At 56.9% G+C, this 19,815-nt stretch carries 19 protein-coding genes; 8 read left to right on the top strand and 11 right to left on the bottom strand.

Going from position 1 to position 19,815, the window contains the following annotated elements; genetic code table 11:
- Window positions 1-117: 117 nt before the first annotated feature.
- The 3 genes from RYZ18_RS08400 to RYZ18_RS08390 form a co-directional block, all read right to left on the bottom strand.
- Window positions 118-864, bottom strand: coding sequence for an SDR family oxidoreductase (locus RYZ18_RS08400; RefSeq protein WP_317656164.1), 747 nt, complete (start codon window positions 862-864; stop codon window positions 118-120).
- Window positions 851-1,783 (bottom strand): 3-keto-5-aminohexanoate cleavage protein, encoded by a 933-nt coding sequence (locus RYZ18_RS08395; RefSeq protein ID WP_317656163.1) that lies wholly within the window; start codon window positions 1,781-1,783, stop codon window positions 851-853. The genes RYZ18_RS08400 and RYZ18_RS08395 overlap by 14 nt, the downstream gene beginning before the upstream one ends.
- Before the next feature lie 78 nt (window positions 1,784-1,861).
- Complete coding sequence (locus RYZ18_RS08390; RefSeq protein ID WP_317656162.1) at window positions 1,862-2,641, bottom strand: SDR family oxidoreductase; 780 nt, start codon at window positions 2,639-2,641, stop codon at window positions 1,862-1,864.
- 150 nt (window positions 2,642-2,791) lie between these two features.
- Here RYZ18_RS08390 and RYZ18_RS08385 point away from each other — a divergent pair, with 150 nt between their 5' ends.
- Complete coding sequence (locus tag RYZ18_RS08385; RefSeq protein ID WP_317656161.1) at window positions 2,792-3,775, top strand: aldo/keto reductase; 984 nt, start codon at window positions 2,792-2,794, stop codon at window positions 3,773-3,775.
- On the opposite strand, the gene RYZ18_RS08380 is transcribed toward RYZ18_RS08385, so the two are convergent.
- The 3 genes from RYZ18_RS08380 to RYZ18_RS08370 are packed head-to-tail and all read right to left on the bottom strand — an operon-like array spanning window position 3,772 to window position 6,336.
- Window positions 3,772-4,683 carry an AEC family transporter gene (locus tag RYZ18_RS08380; RefSeq protein WP_317656159.1) on the bottom strand — a complete coding sequence of 304 codons (912 nt, stop codon included), beginning with the start codon at window positions 4,681-4,683 and terminating at the stop codon, window positions 3,772-3,774. The genes RYZ18_RS08385 and RYZ18_RS08380 overlap by 4 nt on opposite strands.
- 28 nt (window positions 4,684-4,711) lie before the next feature.
- The gene (locus tag RYZ18_RS08375; RefSeq protein WP_317656158.1) at window positions 4,712-5,590 is read right to left on the bottom strand and encodes a phytanoyl-CoA dioxygenase family protein; all 879 of its coding nucleotides are present in this window, start codon (window positions 5,588-5,590) and stop codon (window positions 4,712-4,714) included.
- On the bottom strand, window positions 5,590-6,336 hold the full coding sequence (locus RYZ18_RS08370; protein ID WP_317656157.1) for a GntR family transcriptional regulator: 747 nt from the start codon (window positions 6,334-6,336) through the stop codon (window positions 5,590-5,592). Before RYZ18_RS08370 ends, RYZ18_RS08375 begins: the two co-directional genes overlap by 1 nt.
- A gap of 83 nt (window positions 6,337-6,419) precedes the next feature.
- On the opposite strand from RYZ18_RS08370, the gene uxaC reads away from it, so the two are divergent.
- Genes uxaC through RYZ18_RS08350 form a run of 4 tightly spaced genes read left to right on the top strand, consistent with a single transcriptional unit; the run spans window position 6,420 to window position 10,821 of the window.
- Complete coding sequence (uxaC, locus tag RYZ18_RS08365; protein WP_317656155.1) at window positions 6,420-7,823, top strand: glucuronate isomerase; 1,404 nt, start codon at window positions 6,420-6,422, stop codon at window positions 7,821-7,823.
- A gap of 13 nt (window positions 7,824-7,836) precedes the next feature.
- A complete protein-coding gene (gene kduI, locus RYZ18_RS08360; RefSeq protein ID WP_317656153.1) occupies window positions 7,837-8,661 on the top strand; it encodes a 5-dehydro-4-deoxy-D-glucuronate isomerase in 825 nt (274 codons plus the stop codon).
- A complete protein-coding gene (kduD, locus tag RYZ18_RS08355) occupies window positions 8,658-9,404 on the top strand; it encodes a 2-dehydro-3-deoxy-D-gluconate 5-dehydrogenase KduD (protein WP_317656152.1) in 747 nt (248 codons plus the stop codon). The genes kduI and kduD overlap by 4 nt, the downstream gene beginning before the upstream one ends.
- A complete protein-coding gene (locus RYZ18_RS08350; RefSeq protein WP_411567099.1) occupies window positions 9,394-10,821 on the top strand; it encodes a mannitol dehydrogenase family protein in 1,428 nt (475 codons plus the stop codon). The genes kduD and RYZ18_RS08350 overlap by 11 nt, the downstream gene beginning before the upstream one ends.
- Here RYZ18_RS08350 and RYZ18_RS08345 read toward each other — a convergent pair.
- Both RYZ18_RS08345 and RYZ18_RS08340 read right to left on the bottom strand, forming a co-directional pair.
- Complete coding sequence (locus RYZ18_RS08345) at window positions 10,818-12,767, bottom strand: transketolase (RefSeq protein WP_317656149.1); 1,950 nt, start codon at window positions 12,765-12,767, stop codon at window positions 10,818-10,820. The genes RYZ18_RS08350 and RYZ18_RS08345 overlap by 4 nt on opposite strands.
- Before the next feature lie 10 nt (window positions 12,768-12,777).
- Window positions 12,778-14,118, bottom strand: a complete 1,341-nt coding sequence (locus RYZ18_RS08340) for an NAD(P)H-dependent oxidoreductase (RefSeq protein ID WP_317656148.1) — start codon at window positions 14,116-14,118, stop codon at window positions 12,778-12,780.
- 224 nt (window positions 14,119-14,342) lie between these two features.
- Between RYZ18_RS08340 and RYZ18_RS08335 the strand changes: the two genes are divergently transcribed.
- Genes RYZ18_RS08335 through RYZ18_RS08325 form a run of 3 tightly spaced genes read left to right on the top strand, consistent with a single transcriptional unit; the run spans window position 14,343 to window position 16,994 of the window.
- Window positions 14,343-15,161 carry a transketolase gene (locus tag RYZ18_RS08335; RefSeq protein ID WP_317656691.1) on the top strand — a complete coding sequence of 273 codons (819 nt, stop codon included), beginning with the start codon at window positions 14,343-14,345 and terminating at the stop codon, window positions 15,159-15,161.
- Window positions 15,158-16,204: a transketolase family protein gene (locus RYZ18_RS08330; RefSeq protein ID WP_317656146.1), complete on the top strand. Its 1,047-nt coding sequence runs from the start codon at window positions 15,158-15,160 to the stop codon at window positions 16,202-16,204. The genes RYZ18_RS08335 and RYZ18_RS08330 overlap by 4 nt, the downstream gene beginning before the upstream one ends.
- Window positions 16,205-16,241: 37 nt before the next feature.
- Window positions 16,242-16,994 carry an SDR family NAD(P)-dependent oxidoreductase gene (locus RYZ18_RS08325; protein WP_317656145.1) on the top strand — a complete coding sequence of 251 codons (753 nt, stop codon included), beginning with the start codon at window positions 16,242-16,244 and terminating at the stop codon, window positions 16,992-16,994.
- A 2-nt stretch (window positions 16,995-16,996) separates the two neighbouring features.
- On the opposite strand, the gene RYZ18_RS08320 is transcribed toward RYZ18_RS08325, so the two are convergent.
- From RYZ18_RS08320 to RYZ18_RS08310, 3 genes are all read right to left on the bottom strand, one after another.
- A complete protein-coding gene (locus tag RYZ18_RS08320) occupies window positions 16,997-17,977 on the bottom strand; it encodes a LysR substrate-binding domain-containing protein (protein ID WP_317656144.1) in 981 nt (326 codons plus the stop codon).
- Between the two features lie 69 nt (window positions 17,978-18,046).
- On the bottom strand, window positions 18,047-18,892 hold the full coding sequence (locus RYZ18_RS08315) for a fumarylacetoacetate hydrolase family protein (protein WP_317656143.1): 846 nt from the start codon (window positions 18,890-18,892) through the stop codon (window positions 18,047-18,049).
- A 3-nt stretch (window positions 18,893-18,895) separates the two neighbouring features.
- Window positions 18,896-19,591 carry a GntR family transcriptional regulator gene (locus RYZ18_RS08310; protein ID WP_317656142.1) on the bottom strand — a complete coding sequence of 232 codons (696 nt, stop codon included), beginning with the start codon at window positions 19,589-19,591 and terminating at the stop codon, window positions 18,896-18,898.
- Window positions 19,592-19,815: the final 224 nt, after the last annotated feature.

Raw genomic sequence — 19,815 nt, 5'->3', positions numbered from 1 at the left:
TTTCAGTCGACACCCGCCAGTGATTTATATTTTTATAGATAAATATAAATCACCATTCTGCCTTGATGCGCAAGACAGGGCGCGGCAGGGCGCGGGCTGCGTGACCTAGTCTAACGCTTAGCGTCCGCCTGAGACATCCACGATGGTGCCCGTGACATAGCTTGCCGCGTCAGAGATCAGCCATGCGACAACTTCCGCGACCTCATCAGCCCGTCCGATACGGCGCATCGGAACATCGTTTTTCTTTGTAACCAAACGATCTCCCACGCCTGCGGCAGCATGGATTTCGGTGTCGATCAAACCTGGCGCCACCGCATTGACCCTGATGCCAACGGGCCCCAATTCGCGGGCAAGGCCGAGGGTCATTGTGTCAATCGCCCCCTTTGAAGCGGCGTAATGCACCCATTCGCTTGCACCGCCCAGTTTTGCTGCGCGGCTCGACATCAAAACCACAGAGCCGCCTTCGGGCATCGCGGCAGTGGCGGCCTTGGTGATTGCAAAGACCCCAAGAAGATTGGTGTCAATAACACGCTTTAGGTCTGCCATGTTCAGATCACGCAATGGCAGGGCAGGGCCCGTGATGCCCGCATTGGCAAAGAGCGCAATTGGCGCCCCAAAGCGCGCAATGCATTCGGTCACCACCGCCTCCGCTGCGGCGGGGTCAGCCGCATCGGATTGCAGGGCCATCACTTGCGCGCCCTTGGCGTGAAGCTCTGCGCATAGGCTGTCTGCAGCGGCGGCATTGCTGTGATAGGTGAACAGAACCTGATAGCCCGCGTGGGCCAAGCGGCGCACTGTTGCAGCCCCGATCCCGCGTGAGCCACCCGTGACGATGACCGCGCCTTTCAAATCAGAAGGCGACATCACCCGCCCCCTTCAAATCCAACATCTCGCGTGCTTCGTCAGGCGTTGCCACCTCAAGGCTTAGGCCTTCAAGAAGGGCGCGGGCTTTTTTGACTTGGTCGGCATTGCTTTGTGCCAATTGTCCTGGGGCGGCCCAAAGACTGTCCTCAAGCCCGACACGGATATTCCCCCCTTGTGCAGCGGCTTGGGCCGCCACAGGCAATTGGTTGCGGCCAGCACCCAAAACCGACCACACATAAGCATCCCCAAACAAGCGATCTGCCGTGCGCTTCATATGCGCGACATCTTCGGGATGCGCGCCAATGCCGCCCAAGAGGCCAAAGACGGTTTGAACCAAGAACGGGGCCTTGACCAAGCCGCGATCCACGAAATGCGCCAAAGTGTAGAGATGGCTTGTGTCATAGCATTCAAACTCGAACCGCGTGCCGTTCGCGTTGCCCGTGCGCAAGATATGTTCGATATCGGCAAAGGTGTTTTTGAAGACAAGGTCGCGGCTGTTTTCGAGATGCTCGCGCTCCCAGTCATGTTTGAATTCTTTGAAGCGGTTGAGCATGGGGTAAAGTCCGAAATTCATGCTGCCCATATTGAGAGAGGCCACTTCGGGCTTCAGCTCTGCGGCGGGGCGCATCCGCTCCGCCACGGTCATATGCGGCGAGCCGCCCGTGGTGAGATTCAACACCGCTGAGGTCGCCTGTTTGAGTTGTGGCAGAAATTTGCGGAACATCTCAGGGTCTTGTGTGGGGCGCCCGTTTTCAGGATCGCGCGCGTGCAGGTGCAGGATAGACGCGCCTGCCTCGAAGGCCTTGATCCCGTCATCAATGATCTCTTGCGGGGTGACAGGCAGATAGGGCGACATGGACGGGGTATGGATCGCGCCTGTGACAGCACAGGTGATGATGACTTTACGCGGCTTAGCCATTTGAGGATGCTCTCGTTTTTTGTAGTGGGTCAGTGTTGTGGTTAGTGCTAGGGCCAGAAGGCCAATGGTCAAGCAAGGTTATAAGGTTTCGACACCCCCGCAGACGCTAAGGGCTTGGCCTGAGATATTCGCGCCCCCTGCGGAAGACAGGAACAGGCACATTGCGGCGATATCCTTGGGGCTGACCATACGGCGCAGCGAAACCTTGCCCAAATATGTCTCGCGCATCTCCTCGAAACTGACGCCTGTCTGCTTGGCGCGGGCGGAAATAACGCCGTCAATACGCGGGCCTTCCACAATGCCAGGAAGGATTGCATTGGCGCGCACCCCATCTGGCCCAAGTTCAGCGGCAAGGGATTTTGCCAATCCCACTACGCCCCATTTCGAGGCGGCATAGGGTGTGCGAAACGCATAGGGCAATCGCCCTGCAACCGATGAGATCGCAATGAATTGTCCCTTAGATTTCACCAATTCCAAGCGCGCATGATGGGCCGCGAGATAGGCCCCTTTTAGGTTGATCTCTAATGTCTCATCCCATTCATCGGGGGTGATCGCATCAACAGTGGCGGTCGGGCCTGCGATACCTGCATTGGCAATGACAACATCCAATCCGCCCAAGTGATCCAAAGCCTCAGAAAAGAGGCGTTCTGTATCTTTGGGATCGGCGGAATTGGCGCGCGTGCCCGTGATGGCCCCGCCTATCGCGGCGTCTAATGCGGCGGCGTTGATATCTGAAATATGCACCCGCGCGCCTGTCTCGACAAACCCGTCTGCAATGCATTTGCCAATGCCGCCCGCCCCTGCAGTGATCAAGACCCGCAGACCCTTTGGTGGCGTTAGTGACGCAAGAATGGACATGGAACATACCCCTCCCTTGGTTGATCCCATGGGATTACTTTGGGCAAATTCCAACGCCTTGAAAAGGGCCAAGTTTTGCCCTGCCTTGACAGGCGGGCCTGCGCGCGGCCCTATAGGCACGGCAAAAAGAGAGCAAGGCAGGAGGCAGCAATGAAACAGCGCAAACTGGGGGCCAATGGCCCAAGGGTTGGGGCGATTGGGTTGGGCTGCATGAGCTTTGCGGGCGTCTTTGGCGAAACCGATGAGGCCACAAGCCACGCCTGCCTTGATCAGGCCTATGAGATGGGGATCACCTTTCTGGATACGGCCAATGTCTATGGCATGGGCCGCTCGGAACAGGTGTTGGGCGCTTGGCTGAAAAAGGCCCCGCGGGATGTGGTTCTCGCGACCAAAGTCGGCATTCAACGCGACCCCGCCGCGCCTGTGAATAACCGCCCCGAGCATATCCGCACCGAGATTGAAGGGTCGCTTGCGCGGCTTGGTGTGGATCATGTGGCGCTTTACTACCTTCACCGCCGTGATCCTGATGTGCCACTGGCAGAGGCTGTGGGGGTGATGGGGGATTTGATCACAGAAGGAAAGATTGGCGGCTATGGCCTGTCAGAGGTGGCCCCTTCTACGATCCGTGCGGCACATGCGATTTTGCCGCCTCTCGCGGTGCAAAGCGAATATTCGCTGTGGTCGCGATTGCCTGAATTGGGGGTGATCCAGACCTGCGCGGAATTGGAGATCACTTTCGTGCCGTTTTCACCTCTGGCCCGCGGTGTCTTTGGTGAAAGCTATCCTGACACGGGGCAGATGGCCGAAGGTGATTTGCGCCGTGATATTCCGCGTTTTTCCGCCGAGAATTACCCCAAGAACAAGGCGCTGATTGACCGCTTCAAGGCATTGGCGCATTCGAAATCTGTGCCAGTTTCCGCGCTGGCTATGGCATGGGTGCTGCAGCGTGGGGCGGGGTTTGTGCCTATTCCAGGAACACGCACAGCGGCGCATCTGATGGAATGGGCCCGCGCCGATGAGATCAGTCTATCCGATGCAGATATGGCAGAGATCGAGGCGTTGCTGCCCGTTGGGTTTGCCCATGGGGATCGCTATTCCTATCATCATATGCGCACGATTGAGCGTTATTGCTAAGCCAACCATGCCAGCGAAATCAGCGACAGGGTTGATGTCCAGATAATCACAGGCGCAATCACATCGGTGCGCACCCCGTGCAGCATGGCAAGCGCAAAGGACATCGCCCCCGCAGGGCCTGCGGCGCATAGCACAATCAGTGTGTTCCATTGCATGGGGCGGTCGCCCAAATGGAGGGCCGCGTAAACCAAAGCGGGAAACGCCAGCAATTTGAGGCCCGACACCACCATCACTGTGGCGTTGGGGGTCAAGGGGTGGCCTGACAAGATCACGCCAAGCGCGAAGAGGGTCAGCGGGGCTGCCGCCGCGCCCGCAAAATCAAGCCCCGTCAGGATGGGCGCAGGTGCTGCTAAACCCGCCAGATTGGTCACGACCCCAAACGCGATGGCAATTAGCACAGGGTTGCGTGTCATACGGCGCAGGGATTGGCGAATGCCCGCATCGGGGTTTGCCATCAAATCGGTTGTAATGATGAAAAACGCAAAAGTTACAGTTGCGTCCCATGCCACGATAGCCGTGATGGGCAGGGCTGCGACCTCGCCATAAATCAGATAGGAGATTGGCCAAATATAGAGCAGCGTGTTGACGAAAATCGTGGCCATTGCCAGCAGCCACGCCTCCAACCTCTCGCGCCGCAGGGCATAGCGGCAAACCACATAGGTCAGACTAAATACAATCACCTGACAGGCGGCATAGAGCCCAATCGCGTCAAATTGAAAGGCGTGCCAATCAAGCTTGTTGATCAGCGGGAACAAAAGCGCGGGTTGCAACGTCAGAAAGGCCACGCGGTTCAACACGCTTGCATCCGCGCCACTGATCACCTTGGCCCGCCCCAAGAGAAAGCCAAGCGCCATCATGGAGAAGACTGGCAAAATGTCATGTGTCAGAACATGCAGCATCGCAAGCATGGGGAGGGCTTTCTGTGTCTAGGGGGCCTTAGGCGTAGATGCCTTTTTGCGCTTTGGCGCCTGCCATCATGGCCTTGGCGCGCGCCTGCCTGATTTCATCGTAGAGATCAACTGCGCGCGGCTCGAATAGGGTTTGGGGGGCGGTATAATGGATGAATTTGCCCACCCGATCAATGCCACGCGCAAGCATTGCGTAATCCCGATCCGCCATATTCTGCGCCACTTGCGGCGTCACATATCGCACAACCACCGCGATGCGCCGATCATCCGATATATTCGGGCCAGAGCCATGAATGGTCAGCCCATGGTGAAGCGACATTTGCCCCGGCATAAGCTCAATCGCGGTTTTGTCTTCTTCGGCCACATCGACCGCAATCTCTTGGCCGCGCGACAATAGGTTTTTTTCATTGAACGTATCGGTATGCGGTAGAATTTCGGATTTATGGCTGCCTTTGACGAAATCCATACAGCCACTTGCCCGTGTTGCGGGCGAAAGGGCGATCCAAGCTGTGACCATCTCCGAGGTGGTGCCCATGCCCCAATAGGTCAGGTCTTGATGCATCGAGACATATTGATCGCTTTGCGCGTTCTTGATGAAAAATTCTGCGCTGTAGATCAAAATATCAGGGCCGAGGATGCCCTCAATCACATCTAAAACCTGTGGTTTGGTGGCGATCTCATGCACAAAGGGCATCACCAGTTGCGCATTGACGCGCTTATAGGTGTTCAGGGGCAGGGGCAAATCACCCTCTAACCAATCGCGCTCGACCCATTCTAGTTGGGTACGATAGGTTTGCGCCTCATCGCGTGACAGAACATCTATTGGAAAAAGAAACCCATCCTCCCAGTAGCGCGCGATCATATCAGGGGCGAGATGGGTTCCGTTGCGTGCGGCAGGTTCTTGCATCAGGGCATCCTCTTTTCCCGTAATCCAAGGGGCAGGGATGCCTCGCTTGGGTCGTCATCTTCGAAATAGGCTTCATGCTCGGCCCGAATACGGATCAGTTGTTCATGAATGCGGGAGAGATGCGCGCGCATGATCTCTGCCGCGCCATCAGGATCACGATCAGCTAAGGCGCGGGTCAGCGCGATATGATCATCCCATGCCGTTTGCGATGAAAACGCCAAAGACAGCATTCTGACCCGATCCATATGGCCTTTGTTTTCGGCAATCAGATCCCATGTAAATTCTAGCCCCGCCCGCAAACAGATTTCGCGGTGGAAGGCGTCATCGGCGGCATGGAACCGCAGCTTGTCGCCCGCGTCTTTGGCGGCGGCCTGTTCTGCGATCAGCCCCTCCAATGCTTGAATATCTGCCGCAGTAAGCCGCGTGGCCGCATGGCGCACGGCCTCAGCCTCAAGCGCGATGCGAATGAACTGGGCCTGCATCACCGCCCGGGTGGAGATCAACGACACCAATGTGGCGCGTTGCGGGCGGATCAGCAGGAAGCCCATTTTCGAAAGCCTGTAGAACGCATCGCGCACGGGTTGACGGGAGACTTCAAACCGTTTTGCGATCTCAGCTTCTGACAGCTTCTCACCGGGTTTCAGGTCAAGGTTGAGCACCTGTTTGTGCAATTCCCCATAGACCAAATCCGCGATCGCAGGGCGGGCGGTTCGGTCAAGCGATATGAGTGGCATATCTTGGGTCATTTCAGGACCAATCCCTGTCTGATTGACCTAGGTTATATACTAGCATATCAGTTTGCAAGAAGATTAACCAAAAGGGGCCGCCTATGGGCTTTTTAAGCGAAGACCGCCTGTTTCCTTCAGAGCCTACAGCGCGGTCGCTGGCCCGTGCGCTTTATGCGCAGGTCAAAGATGCGCCGATCATCTCACCCCATGGTCATACCGACCCCCAGTGGTTCGCGCAGAATGAACCCTTTGAAGACGCCGCCAAACTGTTCATCACGCCCGATCACTATGTGTTTCGGATGCTTCATTCCCAAGGTGTCGCGCTAGACGATTTAGGCGTGCCGCGTGCCGATGGTGGTGCGGTCGAAACGGACTCGCGCAAAATCTGGCGGTTGTTTGCGCGGCACTATCGCCTTTTTGCAGCGACCCCTTCGCGGATGTGGATTGACCACGCGCTGCAAGATTTGTTTGGCCTAGATCAAAGACTATCGCCAGAGACGGCAGACGCGGATTTTGATGCCATCAACGAGAAATTAGCAAGCCCCGCCTTTCGGCCCCGCGCCCTATTTGAGCGGTTCAACTTAGAGGTTCTCGCAACCACGGAAAGCGCGCTTGATGACTTGGCCCATCACCGCAGGATCCGCGACAGCGGATGGCAGGGTCGTGTAATCACCACCTATCGGCCTGACGCGGTTATTGATCCCGATTTTGATGGGTTCACAGGCAATGTCGAAGCTTTCTGTGCGCATGGTGGCGGTGCTGTAACATGGGAGAGTTATCTCGCGGCCCATCATGCGCGCCGTGCGTATTTTGCATCTTTGGGTGCAACTGCGACTGATCATGGCCACCCAACGGCCAACACCGCCAATCTCTCGCAGGCCGATGCCGCGGCCCTGTTTGACGATGTCATGACAGGCAAGGCTGATCCCGCCACGCGCGAGTTGTTTCGCGCGCAAATGCTGACAGAGATGGCGCGCATGTCGGTTGCAGATGGTTTGGTGATGCAAATACATGCAGGATCACAGCGCAATCATTCCGATTGGGTCTTGGCGCGCTTTGGTCGGGATAAGGGTTACGACATCCCACAACGCACCGATTACGTCACCGCGCTGCGCCCTTTGTTGCAGGAATTTGGCCGCGCGGACGGATTTCACCTGATCCTATTCACCTTGGACGAAAGCAGCTACGCCCGCGAACTGGCACCTTTAGCGGGGGTCTATCCTTGTCTGTTTCTCGGCCCGCCTTGGTGGTTCCATGACAGCTATGAAGGGATGATGCGCTTTCGCCGTTCGGTTACGGAAACCGCAGGCTTCTATAACCTTGCAGGGTTCAATGATGACACGCGTGCCTTTTGCTCGATCCCCGCGCGCCACGATGTCGCCCGGCGGGTCGATGCGGCCTATTTGGCGGAATTGATTGTCACGGGACGCTTGGACGAAAGCGAAGCGGGTGATCTGATGCAGGAATTAACCACGGGGCTAACGCGCCGTGCTTATAAACTTTGAAAGGACTGCCCTGATGATCGAGGTTGAAACCCGCCATGCCATTCACCCTGATCACGCAAAGGGTATGGACACGGCAATGTTGCGCGCGTCCTTTTTGGTCGAAGGTTTGTTTGAGAGCGGCAAGATCAAGCTGTGTTACACGCATTATGACCGCTTCACCCTTGGCGGCGCTGTGCCTAACGGTGGCAGTCTGCGCCTCGATAAAATTGCACAGACGCGCACGGCCAGTTTCATGGAGCGCCGTGAAATGGGCATCGTCAATATTGGGGACACAGGCCAAGTCAGCGCGGATGGTCAGCTGTGGGAGATGGCGCAGGGCGATGTGCTTTATCTGGGCATGGGTGCGGGTGATGTGACCTTCTCAGGGGCAGGGCGGTTTTACATTACCTCCGCCCCCGCGCATCACCGCTATCCACATCGTCATCTCACACCGAAAGACAGCAACCGCGTGGCCTTGGGCGCGGCTGAGACGGCCAATGAGCGCGTGATCAACCAATTCATCCATCCTTTGGTGATGGAAAGCTGCCAATTGGTCATGGGTTATACCACTTTGGGTCAAGGATCAGTCTGGAACACGATGCCGCCACACACGCATGATCGGCGCATGGAAGCCTATCTTTATTGGGATATGGCGCCCGAGGCGCGGGTGCTGCATCTGATGGGGGAACCGCAAGAAACCCGTCATCTGGTTGTGGGAAATGAGGCGGCTGTGCTGTCGCCGCCGTGGTCAATTCACGCCGGCGCGGGGCATGGGCATTACAGATTCATCTGGGCCATGGCGGGGGATAATGTCGATTTCACGGATATGGATTTTGTCGATCTGGAGGATCTGCGATGAGCGTGTTTTCCCTCGCAGGCAGACGGGCCTTGGTGACGGGGGCGAATACGGGCATTGGTCAGGCCATTGCGCTTGCTTTGGCCGATCAAGGGGCATCTGTCACCTGTGCGGGGCGGCGCGACTGCGCTGAAACTTGCGCGGCGATTGCGGCGAAGGGCGGTATTGCCGATGAGATGATCCTTGATTTTGCGGATCCCATGGCCGCGCGCGAAATTTTTGCGGGCGCGGGCTATTCCATCTTGGTCAATAACGCGGGCATCATCCGCCGCGAGGACAGTCTCGAATATACCGAGGCGGATTGGGACGCGGTGATGGATGTGAATCTCAAGGCGTTGTTTTTTACCGCGCAGGCCTTCGCCAAGGCGCATCTCGAGCACGCGCCGCGCGGCCCCGCAGCGGTGGTGAATATTGCCTCATTGTTGGCGTTTCAGGGTGGCATTCGCGTGCCTGCTTACACGGCCTCAAAACATGGGGTTGCGGGTTTAACCAAAATTTTGGCCAATGAATGGGCGGCAGACGGCATCAACGTTAACGCGATTGCGCCGGGCTACGTTGTGTCCAACAACACGGAAAACCTGCGCAAAGATGCCGATCGCAATGCGGCAATTCTGGCGCGCATTCCCGCAGGCCGATGGGGCGAGCCGTCAGATATTGGTCACACGGCGGCCTTTCTCGCCTCTCCTGCGGCGGCTTATATTCATGGTGCTGTGATCAATGTAGATGGAGGATGGCTTGCCCGATAACCCTTTGACCCGCACGGCACCTGCCCCAAGCCCGGGCATTGTTCACTTGGGCCTTGGCGCGTTTTTTCGCGCGCATGGGGCAATTTACACGCAACAGGCCATGGCAAAGGCAGGCGGGGATTGGGGGATCATCGGGGTTTCTCTCAAATCGCCCACAACCCGTGATGCGCTGCAACCGCAAGGGGCTGTTTATCACGCTTTGGAACTTGCCCCAGATGGTGCGGAGCTTCTCCTGGTTACAAGCCTAAGCGCGGTTTTGGTTGCCCCAGAAGACCCTTCTGCGGTTTTGGCCGCAATGGCAGACCCTTCGGTCAAAATTGTTTCGCTGACCGTCACGGAGAAAGGCTATTGCCACCATCCCGCAAGCGGCGCGTTGGATCGAGATCACCCTGATATCATCCATGATTTGACCCATGACAGCCCGCAAAGCAGCATTGGCTATCTCACCCGCGCGCTTGCCTTGCGCAAGGCGGCGGGCATCCCGCCCTTTACCGTTTTGTGCTGTGATAACCTACCTCATAACGGGAAACTTTTGCGCGGGCTGGTTTTGGAATTTGCACAAATCCTTGACCCAGATCTTGCGCAATGGATCGCGGATCATGGGGCCTTTCCGTCAACCATGGTCGATCGGATCGTGCCCGCCACGACCGATGAGACACGGGCAGAAGTGGCGCGCCTGTCGGGCTTTGCCGATGCCGCACCCGTGGTGCATGAACCTTATCGCCAATGGGTGATGGAGGATGATTTTGTCGGCGGTGTGCGCCCTGCATGGGATCAGGTCGGGGCAGAGTTGGTGCAAGATGTTGCCCCCTATGAGGATATGAAGCTTCGGATGCTTAACGCCTCCCATTCGGCTCTGTCTTATTTGGGTTATGTTGCGGGGCATCATACGATCACGGATGTTATGGCTGATCCCGTGTTTGACGCTTATGCGCAACGTCTTTGGGCGCGCGAGATCATTCCGCATTTGACCCCGCCTGAGGGTGTGTCGCTTGAAGATTATGCCGCAGCTTTGCGTGCGCGGTTCAAGAACCCCGCGATCCAGCACCGCACATGGCAGATCGCGATGGATGGCAGCCAGAAATTACCGCAACGCCTGCTGGGGACATTGCGCGCGGCGCGCAAAAAGGGGGCTGAGGATCGGGGTCTGATCCTCGCTGTTGCAGGGTGGATGCGCTACACCGCTGGCTTTGACGAGGCGGGGGAGGCGATTGAGTTGCGCGATCCTATGGCCGATGTCCTGCGCGCCGCTCATTCAGGCGTGGAGGGGGCCGAGGCGGTTACACGAATTTTGGGCCTTGAGGCGATCTTCGACCCAAGCCTTGCCGCTGATATTCATGCGCCCGTGACGGATGCCTATCTAGCCCTGTCCCGTGGGGGGGGGCGCAAAACGCTAGAGACTTATCTTGCGACTTAACGCGCAAGCCGTGCTTTGGCGGCGGCAACAATGGCCTCGGTTGTGATGCCGAAATGGGCGAAGAGTTCGGGCGCTTTTGCAGAGGCGCCAAAGCCCGTCATGCCGATAAACGGATCTTCTGGGGCAAGGATTTGATCCCAGCCAAACCGCACAGCGGCCTCAATACCGATTTTGGGCCCCGTGCCCAAGATTGCGGCACGCTGCGCGGGGCTTTGGGTTTCGAAAATTTCCCAACAGGGCAGCGAGACAACCGTGGCGCGGATATCTGCCTCTTGCAACTGTGCGGCCGCGTCAAGCGCAAGTGCAACTTCACTGCCTGTTGCAATCAGAGTAATATCGCGAGGGTCTTCGCCTGCTAGGATATAGCCCCCATTGGCACAACCCATGACGGAGGGCAGCTGCACCAAGTCCTGACGGCTGAGCGCCAAAAGGGTGGGGCCTGATTTTCGGCGCAGGGCTTGATCCCACCCCATGACTGTTTCGCGCGCATCGGCGGGGCGCATCACCCAGAAATTCGGCATAGCGCGAAAACTGGCGACGATTTCAACGGGCTGATGGGTTGGCCCATTCGACCCGACCCCGATGGAGTCATGGCTAAAGACAAACAGCACGGGCAGCCCCATCAAGGCGGCCATCCGCATTGCAGGACGCTCGTAATCTGCGAAGGCCAGATAGGTCACATTGACCGCAATCAGCCCACCATGGGCGGCGATCCCACAGGCCATTGCCCCCATTAAATGCTCGCGCACCCCGCAATGCACATAGCTGCCTTGGCGGTTCTCAGGGCCGAATGCCGTGCGACCGCGCTTGTGATTGGTGGGGGCCTCCAAATCTGCGCAGAGAATGCACAGCTCGGGCAAAGCGGCCTCTAATCCTTCGCAAACATCACCCGATGAGGCGATTGTCGCGCGGGCTGCGTCCGTTGCTGTTAAACGCGCCTCAATATCGGCCATAATTTGCGGCCAGTTTTGGGGCAATATGCCCTCCATTCGGCGGGTGAATTCTGTGGCCTTTGGGTCGGATTTTAGACGCACGGCCCAATCCCGCGCAGCATCTCTTCCGCGGGACATTGCGGCTGTCCAATCGGCATAAATGTCTTGCGGGATCACAAAGGCCTCGTGCGTCCATCTGCGCGCAGCGCGCGCCTCAGCCGCGTCCTTCGGGGAGAGTGGCGCACTGTGCCCGCCGCGTTGCCCCTGAAGGCGGGGGATGCCGCGCGCGATTGTGGTGCGGCAGGCAATCAAAGACGGGCGGGGGTCAGACTTTGCAGATAGAATGGCGGCATCAATCGCGGCGATATCATGGCCATCCACCTCGACCACATGCCACCCCGCCGCGGTGAAACGGGCGGGAATGTCCTCGCTGATCGACAAAGCGGTGTCGCCGTCATCGGTGATATGATTGTCATCCCAAAGAAATGTCAGACGCCCCAAGCGCAAGTGACCCGCTAGTGAAATCGCCTCTTGGCCAATGCCCTCCTGCAAGCAGCCATCGCCGACAAAGGCCCATGTGCGATGATCGCAGAGATCAGCGCCAAATTCCGCGCGCATCCGTTCTTCGGCCACGGCCATGCCAACCGCACAGGCGATGCCTTGGCCAAGCAGCCCCGTGGTGATCTCAATCCCTGCATCTTGCTCAATCTCGGGGTGGCCTGCGCAGACCGAGTGCAATTTTCGAAAAGATTTCACCGCCGCAAGATCAACCTTCTCATAGCCTGAGAGGTGCAACAGCGCATAAAGCAACATAGAGCCATGACCATTGGACAGAACCACGCGATCGCGGTCGGGCCAGAGCGGGTTTTGGGGGTCAACCTTGAGGTGATTGGCGTAAAGCGTTGCGGCAATCTCGGCCATACCAAGCGGCACGCCTTGATGACCTTCACCCGCTGCCACAATCGTATCAAGTGCCAAAAAGCGGATTGAATCCGCCATGGATTGGATGTTCATGCTGCCCTCCCTAGCCATTGGCCATTTCGCGCAAGGCACGGCGCATCTCAAATATATCGAGATCGTCTTTGATTTCGACATCGTCTAGGGTCACGATCTGGTCGCGGGCGATGTCGCGCTTGAGTTTGATGTGATGTGCAAGCCCGATTGGCAACGCATTGACCTTGGCCGCGCGCGTGGCAGGGATTGCCTTGGCCCACACTTTGAACCCGCCTTCGCCGTCCAAATAGTCGCCTGCTTTGAAATCCCCTTTGGCGGTTGCGACTGCATCGGCGCGGTAAAGCGTTGAACTGCCTGTGGCCTCGCCTCGCAAAACCGCATTCAACACGGAAACCGATGTTTCAAGGCCGATCAAATGGAACGGCCGCCACATCGACCCATACCACCCGCTGTCATCGGTCAAGAGCCCATATTGTTGAAAGCAGGCGCGCGTATATTCATCGGGCGCCCGAAAGGTGACAAACATTCCGTATTGAATATTGTTCATCACCACCCGCCCATCGGGCTCGCGGCTTGCTGCGATATCGACCAAACCTGCACGGGCCAATTGTCCGCCTTCGGATTGGGGTTTGAATACGCGTGCCAGATCATGCAGGCCCGCAGGGTGGAAGGCCAAGCCATCCTCTGGACAGTCAAGCCCTGTGGCATTGGCGACCGCGGCCATTTCAATCGCGGCCTTCGTGCCATCGGTGAAACTGTTATACATTTTTGGATTGAAATCACCTGCAGCGACTTCTTCATCGCTCCACCCGAAAAAGCCCCAGACTGTGTCTGGGGTCGAATAGCGGTAATGCGGGCAGAAATTCATGCCCTTTCCTGCGGCGACCAATTCAAAGCCGCTCGCCTGCACCCAATCGACAAGTTCGCAAATGGCGGCGGGCTGATCGCCATAGGCCATGGAATAGACCACACCTTTTTCACGGGCGCGCGCGGCCAGATAGGCCCCGCATAAAACATCGGCCTCAACATTAACCATGATCACATGTTTGCCCGCCTCAATGGCGGCAAGCGCATGGCGGATGCCTGCAATCGGATGCCCTGTGGCCTCAATCACGCAGTCGATGCCATCAAATTCCATCAGCGCCTGCGCATCATCGGTAATGCAAGTTTTGCCGGTCTTATACGCGTCAGAGAGGGTCGGGGCGTCATAGGCCTCGGCAGCCCAATGAACGCGCGCAAAGGAGGCTTTGGCCTTGCTGATATCAAGATCCGCGACACCCACAATGTGATAGCCCTTGATGTGCTTTGCCTGCGCGAGGATCATTGAGCCAAATTTTCCCGCCCCAATCAAACCAACACGCACAGGCCCCTTGGCGGCGTTATATTCGGCAAGCAGTCGTGACAGGTTCATGATCTTTTTCCCTATTGGTTGCGGCACAAGCCCTATCTTTGATAACGGGACGGCTGCGACAATAACCATCATTTTTTTGAGCATTATCTTAAAGCAGGGCTTAAAGATAATTCATTTATCTGGTCTTGTTTTTCGCTCTGTCGCTGCCGCATCTTCTGCGCGGATATCACGGAGAAATCGCAGAGCATGCAGGGAGGGGTGTTGTGAGCCAGAGCGGAGCAAATATGTCGCTGGCGCAACGGGCTTGGGCCATTCGGCGCAACGCGCTGTTGATGGGTGAGGTGCAGGGACAAGGCTATATCGGGCAGGCGCTTGGTGTCGCTGATGTTTTGGCCGTGTCCTATTTTCATGCGATGCGTTTGCGCGCCGATGATCCAGAATGGGAGGGGCGCGATAGGTTTTATCTCTCCATAGGTCACTATGCGATCGCGCTCTATGCGGCGCTGATTGAAGCTGGGATTTTGCCCGAGGATGAAATCGCCACCTATGGCATGGATGATAGCCGCCTGCCGATGTCGGGCATGGCCGCCTATACGCCTGGAATGGAGATCACAGGCGGATCGCTTGGTCATGGGTTGGGCATTGCGGTGGGCGCAGCCTTGGGTCTGAAACGCAAGAACAACCCTGCCTTTGTCTATAATCTGTTGTCAGATGGCGAACTTGGCGAAGGCTCGACTTGGGAGGCTGTGATGTCTGCCACCCAATGGAAATTGGACAACCTGATTGCGATTGTTGACTTCAACAATCAACAGGCCGATGGGCCAAGTCGTGCGGCCTTGGCCCAAGGGGCCGAAGCGCCGAAATGGGAGGCCTTTGGCTGGTTCGCCCAAGAGGTGGATGGCAATGATTTGGCAGCGGTGGTTGCGGCCTTTGATGCGGCCAAGACCCATCCCAATCCATGCCCTCGTGTTATTATTTGCAATACCAAAATGTGTCATGGGATCAGCTTCCTTGAGACCCGTGAGAAAACGCATTTTATCCGTGTTGAAGCCGATGAATGGGCCAAGGCCTTGGCTGAGCATGAGGAGAAAAAGCCGCTATGAGCATCCCTCCCCATTCCCGCAGAAAGTCGAAATATACCCCCCGCAGCCGCGCAAGTGGCGCAGATGCAGTGCGCACATCTGCTATGATCGCCTCTCTCGATGCCGAAGGTCGCGAAACAATTGCGGCGCCATTTGGTCATGCATTGGTGGACTTGGCCAAGACCCGTGCGGATATTGTGGGGTTGTCTGCCGATTTGTCGAAATACACCGATCTGCATATTTTTGCGCAGGCCTATCCTGAGCGGTTTTATCAGATGGGTATGGCCGAAGGGCTTTTGATGTCGGCCGCAGCAGGGCTTGCCCGCGAAGGGTTTACGCCCTTTGCAACCACCTACGCGGTTTTTGCCGCGCGGCGCGCCTATGACTTTATAGCCATGGCGATTGCAGAGGAAAACCTGCCCGTCAAAACCGTCTGCGCGCTGCCGGGTCTGACCACGGGCTATGGCCCAAGCCATCAAGCGACCGAAGACATGGCGATCATGCGGGCGATGCCCAATATGGTGGTGATTGACCCTTGCGATGCTGTGGATGTGGCACAGGCCACGCGCGCCATCACAGACTATAACGGCCCTGCCTATATGCGTCTTTTGCGCGGACAAGTGGCCAATGTGTTAGGCGCCTATGATTATAGTTTTGAGCTTGGTCGCGCGAAGTTGCTGCGCGAGGGTGCGGATGTTTTGATCATTTCTTCAGGGATCATGACCATGCGCGCTTTGGATGCGGCGCAGGTTCTCGCGCAAGATGGCATCGGCGTTGCGGTGTTGCACAGCCCAACCATCAAACCCTTGGATCAAGACACAATTCTTGCCGAGGCACAAAAAAACGGGCGCCTTGTGGTGGTTGCAGAAAATCATTCCATCACAGGCGGGCTTGGTGATGCGGTCGCCAAGACGCTGATGACGCATGATGTCTTCGTGCCATTGCGCCAAATTGGCTTGCCAGATGAATTTCTGGACGCAGGCGCATTGCCAAGCCTGCATGACCAATACGGGATCACAGTTGAACGGATTGCAGAGCAACTGCGCCGTTGGGTCGACCAATAACCACGCGCCGCGCGGCGCGGTCAAAGGAGAAGCGAGAATGGGTTTACTGGACGGACAGATTGCCATCATCACAGGGGCTGCAAGCCCGCGCGGATTGGGCAAGGCCACGGCAAAGCTTTTCGTGGAGCATGGCGCAAAAGTGGCAATCTTGGATTTGGACGAGGGCCAAGCCGAAGAAGCCGCCGCTGATTTGGGTGCGGGCCATATCGGGCTCGCCTGCGATGTGACGCGCAAAGAGGATTGCGACCGCGCGGTCGCTGTGATCCTCGAGGCCTATGGCCAGATTGATATATTGGTCAATAATGCGGGCATTACACAGCCATTGAAGATCATGGAAATTCGCCATGAAAACTATGATGCCGTGTTGGATGTGAACCTGCTTGGCACGCTGAATATGAGCCAAGCTGTCATCCCGCATATGCGGGAGCGCCAAAGTGGCAAGCTTGTGAATATGTCATCGGTATCGGCGCAGCGGGGCGGCGGTATTTTTGGCGGGCCGCATTATTCGGCGGCTAAGGCGGGTGTTTTGGGCCTGACCAAGGCAATGGCACGGGAATTGGCGCCTGATGGCATCCGTGCCAATGCGATTTGCCCAGGATTTATCGCCACCGACATTACGGCGGGCAAGCTGACCCCTGAGATGAAGGTGCAGATCCTTGCGGGCATCCCGATGGGGCGGGCGGGCGAAGCCTCGGATGTGGCAGGTTGCGCGTTGTTCTTGGCATCTGATCTTTCGGCCTATGTCACGGGCTCTGAGGTCGATGTGAACGGCGGATCGTTGATCCACTAAACCTAATGCTGCTCTGCCGCCCGCTCGAGGTCGAATTCTATACGGGTTTGACGCAAACCGTGGCGGGCGCAGGCAGCGGTGATTTCAGTTTCGAAATCCTTGGTCTGCGATTTTAACCATGCAAGAAATTCTTGCACGGCGCGCCGCTTGATATAGCGGCTCGGGCAGATCGCCCAATAGGATGTAAAGCGCAAAACGGGAATTTGCGGCAGAACTGGCACAAGCCGCCCCTCGGCGATTTCGGGCATAGCTAAGGACATGCTATCGAGCACCACGCCCACCCCATCAACGGCCAGTTGCAGAGCCATAGAGGAGCGATCCATCAAAATCGGCATATGCCGTTCGGGCAGGGTGATGGCATTGTGGTTCAGCCAATAGTCCCACTGGCACAGGGCCCGTGGCGTGCCAATGAGACGTGCTGCGGCAAGGGTGGCGGCGGCATCGCCGCTTTGTGGGAGCTCTTTTAGGTAGTCGGGGCTGCACAGGGGAACCACGCAATCGTCAAACACCGCTTCGCTGTGATAGCCTGGCCAATTCCCCGTGCCATAGCGTAGATCCAGTTCCATCATCTCGCGGTCAAAATCGGTGGGGTCGGGGGCCGCATCAATGTGAAGATCCCAATCAGGATGGCGCGCGATGAAATCAGAGAGGCGGGGCCCCAACCACCGCACCCCAAAACTAGGGGTTACGCGCATATTCAACTGATAGGTTTCGCGCCCGCGTTTGAAATGACGGCTTGTGTCGCGCAGCATGCGAAGCGCCACGGAGGCCGATTGAAACAGTTGCTCGCCTTCCAGCGTCAGGCTCAACATACGCCCCTGACGGCGGAACAGCTTTACGCCCAGATTTTGTTCAAGAAGTTTGATTTGTTGGCTGACCGCCGAGGGCGACACTGACATCTCTTCGGCGGCGCGGCTGATTGTGCCCCGCCGTGCCACGGTTTCGAAATACAGAAAGCCGTTAAGGTTGGGCGTGCGCGACATGGGGTCAAACTCTGGCCAAACATAAAAAACCAAGGCGGGCGAACCCCGCCTTGGGAAACTTAGATGGCCTTAGCTTGCAGCTTCGGCTGTTTGTTTTTGTGCGCCGAGCCCCTTCACTTCGATCTCCATCACATCACCTGGCTTGAGGAATCGCTGCGGCTTCATCCCCATACCTACGCCCGAAGGTGTGCCTGTCGCGATGATATCGCCCGGAACCAGTTTCATGAATTGGCTCATGTAGGAGATGATTTTTGCGACACCAAAAATCATATCATCGGTGTTTGAATCCTGCACAACTTCGCCATTCAGCGACAAGGTGAGCCCCAGTTTTTGCGGATCGCCAACCTCATCTGCGGTGACCAGATAGGGGCCTGTAGGGCCAAAGGTTGGGGCAGATTTGCCTTTGATCCACTGACCGCCCTTTTCGATTTGGAACTCGCGCTCTGAGACATCGTTGATTGTGCAATAGCCCGCCACATAGGAGAGCGCGTCTGCCTCGCTGACATAAAGCGCCTCGCGGCCGATCACCACGCCAAGCTCGACCTCCCAATCGGCCTTGACCGAATTACGCGGAATGACCACAGGGTCAAACGGGCCAGACAAGGATGAGGTCGCTTTGGAGAAAATGATGGGCTCTTTTGGGGGCTCTGCGCCCGTCTCGGCGGCGTGTTTGGCGTAGTTTAAGCCAATGCAATAGAAATTCGGCACAGAGGCAAGGCAGGCCCCAATCCGACCAGGATTGGCAACAACGGGTAGCGTTGAGATGTCGATTTTGCGGATTGCGTCCAAAGCCTCAAGTGACACGGCTGCGCCTGCGAAATCGGCGACATGGCCCGACAGGTCGCGCACTTGGCCATCAGCATCCAAAATAGCGGGCTTTTCCTGACCAGCGGGGCCGTAGCGCAATAACTTCATCTCTTATTCTCCTACTTTTTGAGACAGTGTTGGCTCCTCGCCCATTTGGGCGGATTGCATTGTAATTTGCTGACGAATGTCTTCGGCCAACTGCCAAAGATGCGCGTCAATTGCATCACGGGCCGCTTGCACATTGCGTGCGCGCATCGCGGCGAGGATTGCGGTATGTTGGGTCACCATACGTTCGCGATTGCGGCGCTGGCGCGCGGCCAAATAACGGGCATGCCACAGACGCTGCAGATAGGCGCGATGGGTTTCTTCCAAGGCTTGGTTGTGCGAGGCGCGTGCGATCGAGGTATGAAAAGACATATCAATCTCGAACATGTCAAGCGGATCACTTTCATAGAAATGCGCGGCCATGTAATCCACGATTTCTTGCAGATGGGCGAGATCCTCTTCGGTGGCATTTTTGCACGCCAATTCTGCGGATAGTTTCTCTAGCGCGATGAGCACTTCGGCCTGATCGGAGACGGATTTGAAATCCAGTTCCGCAACAATCGGGCTGCGAGACGGGCGCAGCACAAGCAAGCCTTCTTTTGACAAGATTCGGATCGCTTCGCGCATCGGGGTGCGACTCACGCCCATAGCGGCAGCCGTATCGCGTTCTTTGACCGCTTCACCCGGTAGCAAATCGCCGCGCAAGATACTGCGCCGCAATTGTTGGGCGACTTGTTCCGCTAATGTCGCATCATCATGCACTGGTCTTGTCCCTCATTTTATGCAGTGAAATCATGATTAAAGAAGGCACGCGTGAACGAATATACTCAGAAAAACCGACTTCTTGGATTTTGGTATACCAAAACCTGTTGATTGTCGATACGGGTTTGGCTAGCGTTGACTCTCAGATGGTATACCATCGTAGTTGTGCACCTGAATTTGGCGCAACTGGTGAAAAATGGTGGTCGAAATGGCCCCATCAAGGG

Source organism: Roseovarius sp. 10 (assembly GCF_033100315.1).
GTDB lineage: Bacteria > Pseudomonadota > Alphaproteobacteria > Rhodobacterales > Rhodobacteraceae > M30B80.
The sequence above is the reverse complement of the archived record's forward strand: the minus strand, read 5'-3'. Positions and strand labels throughout refer to the sequence as shown.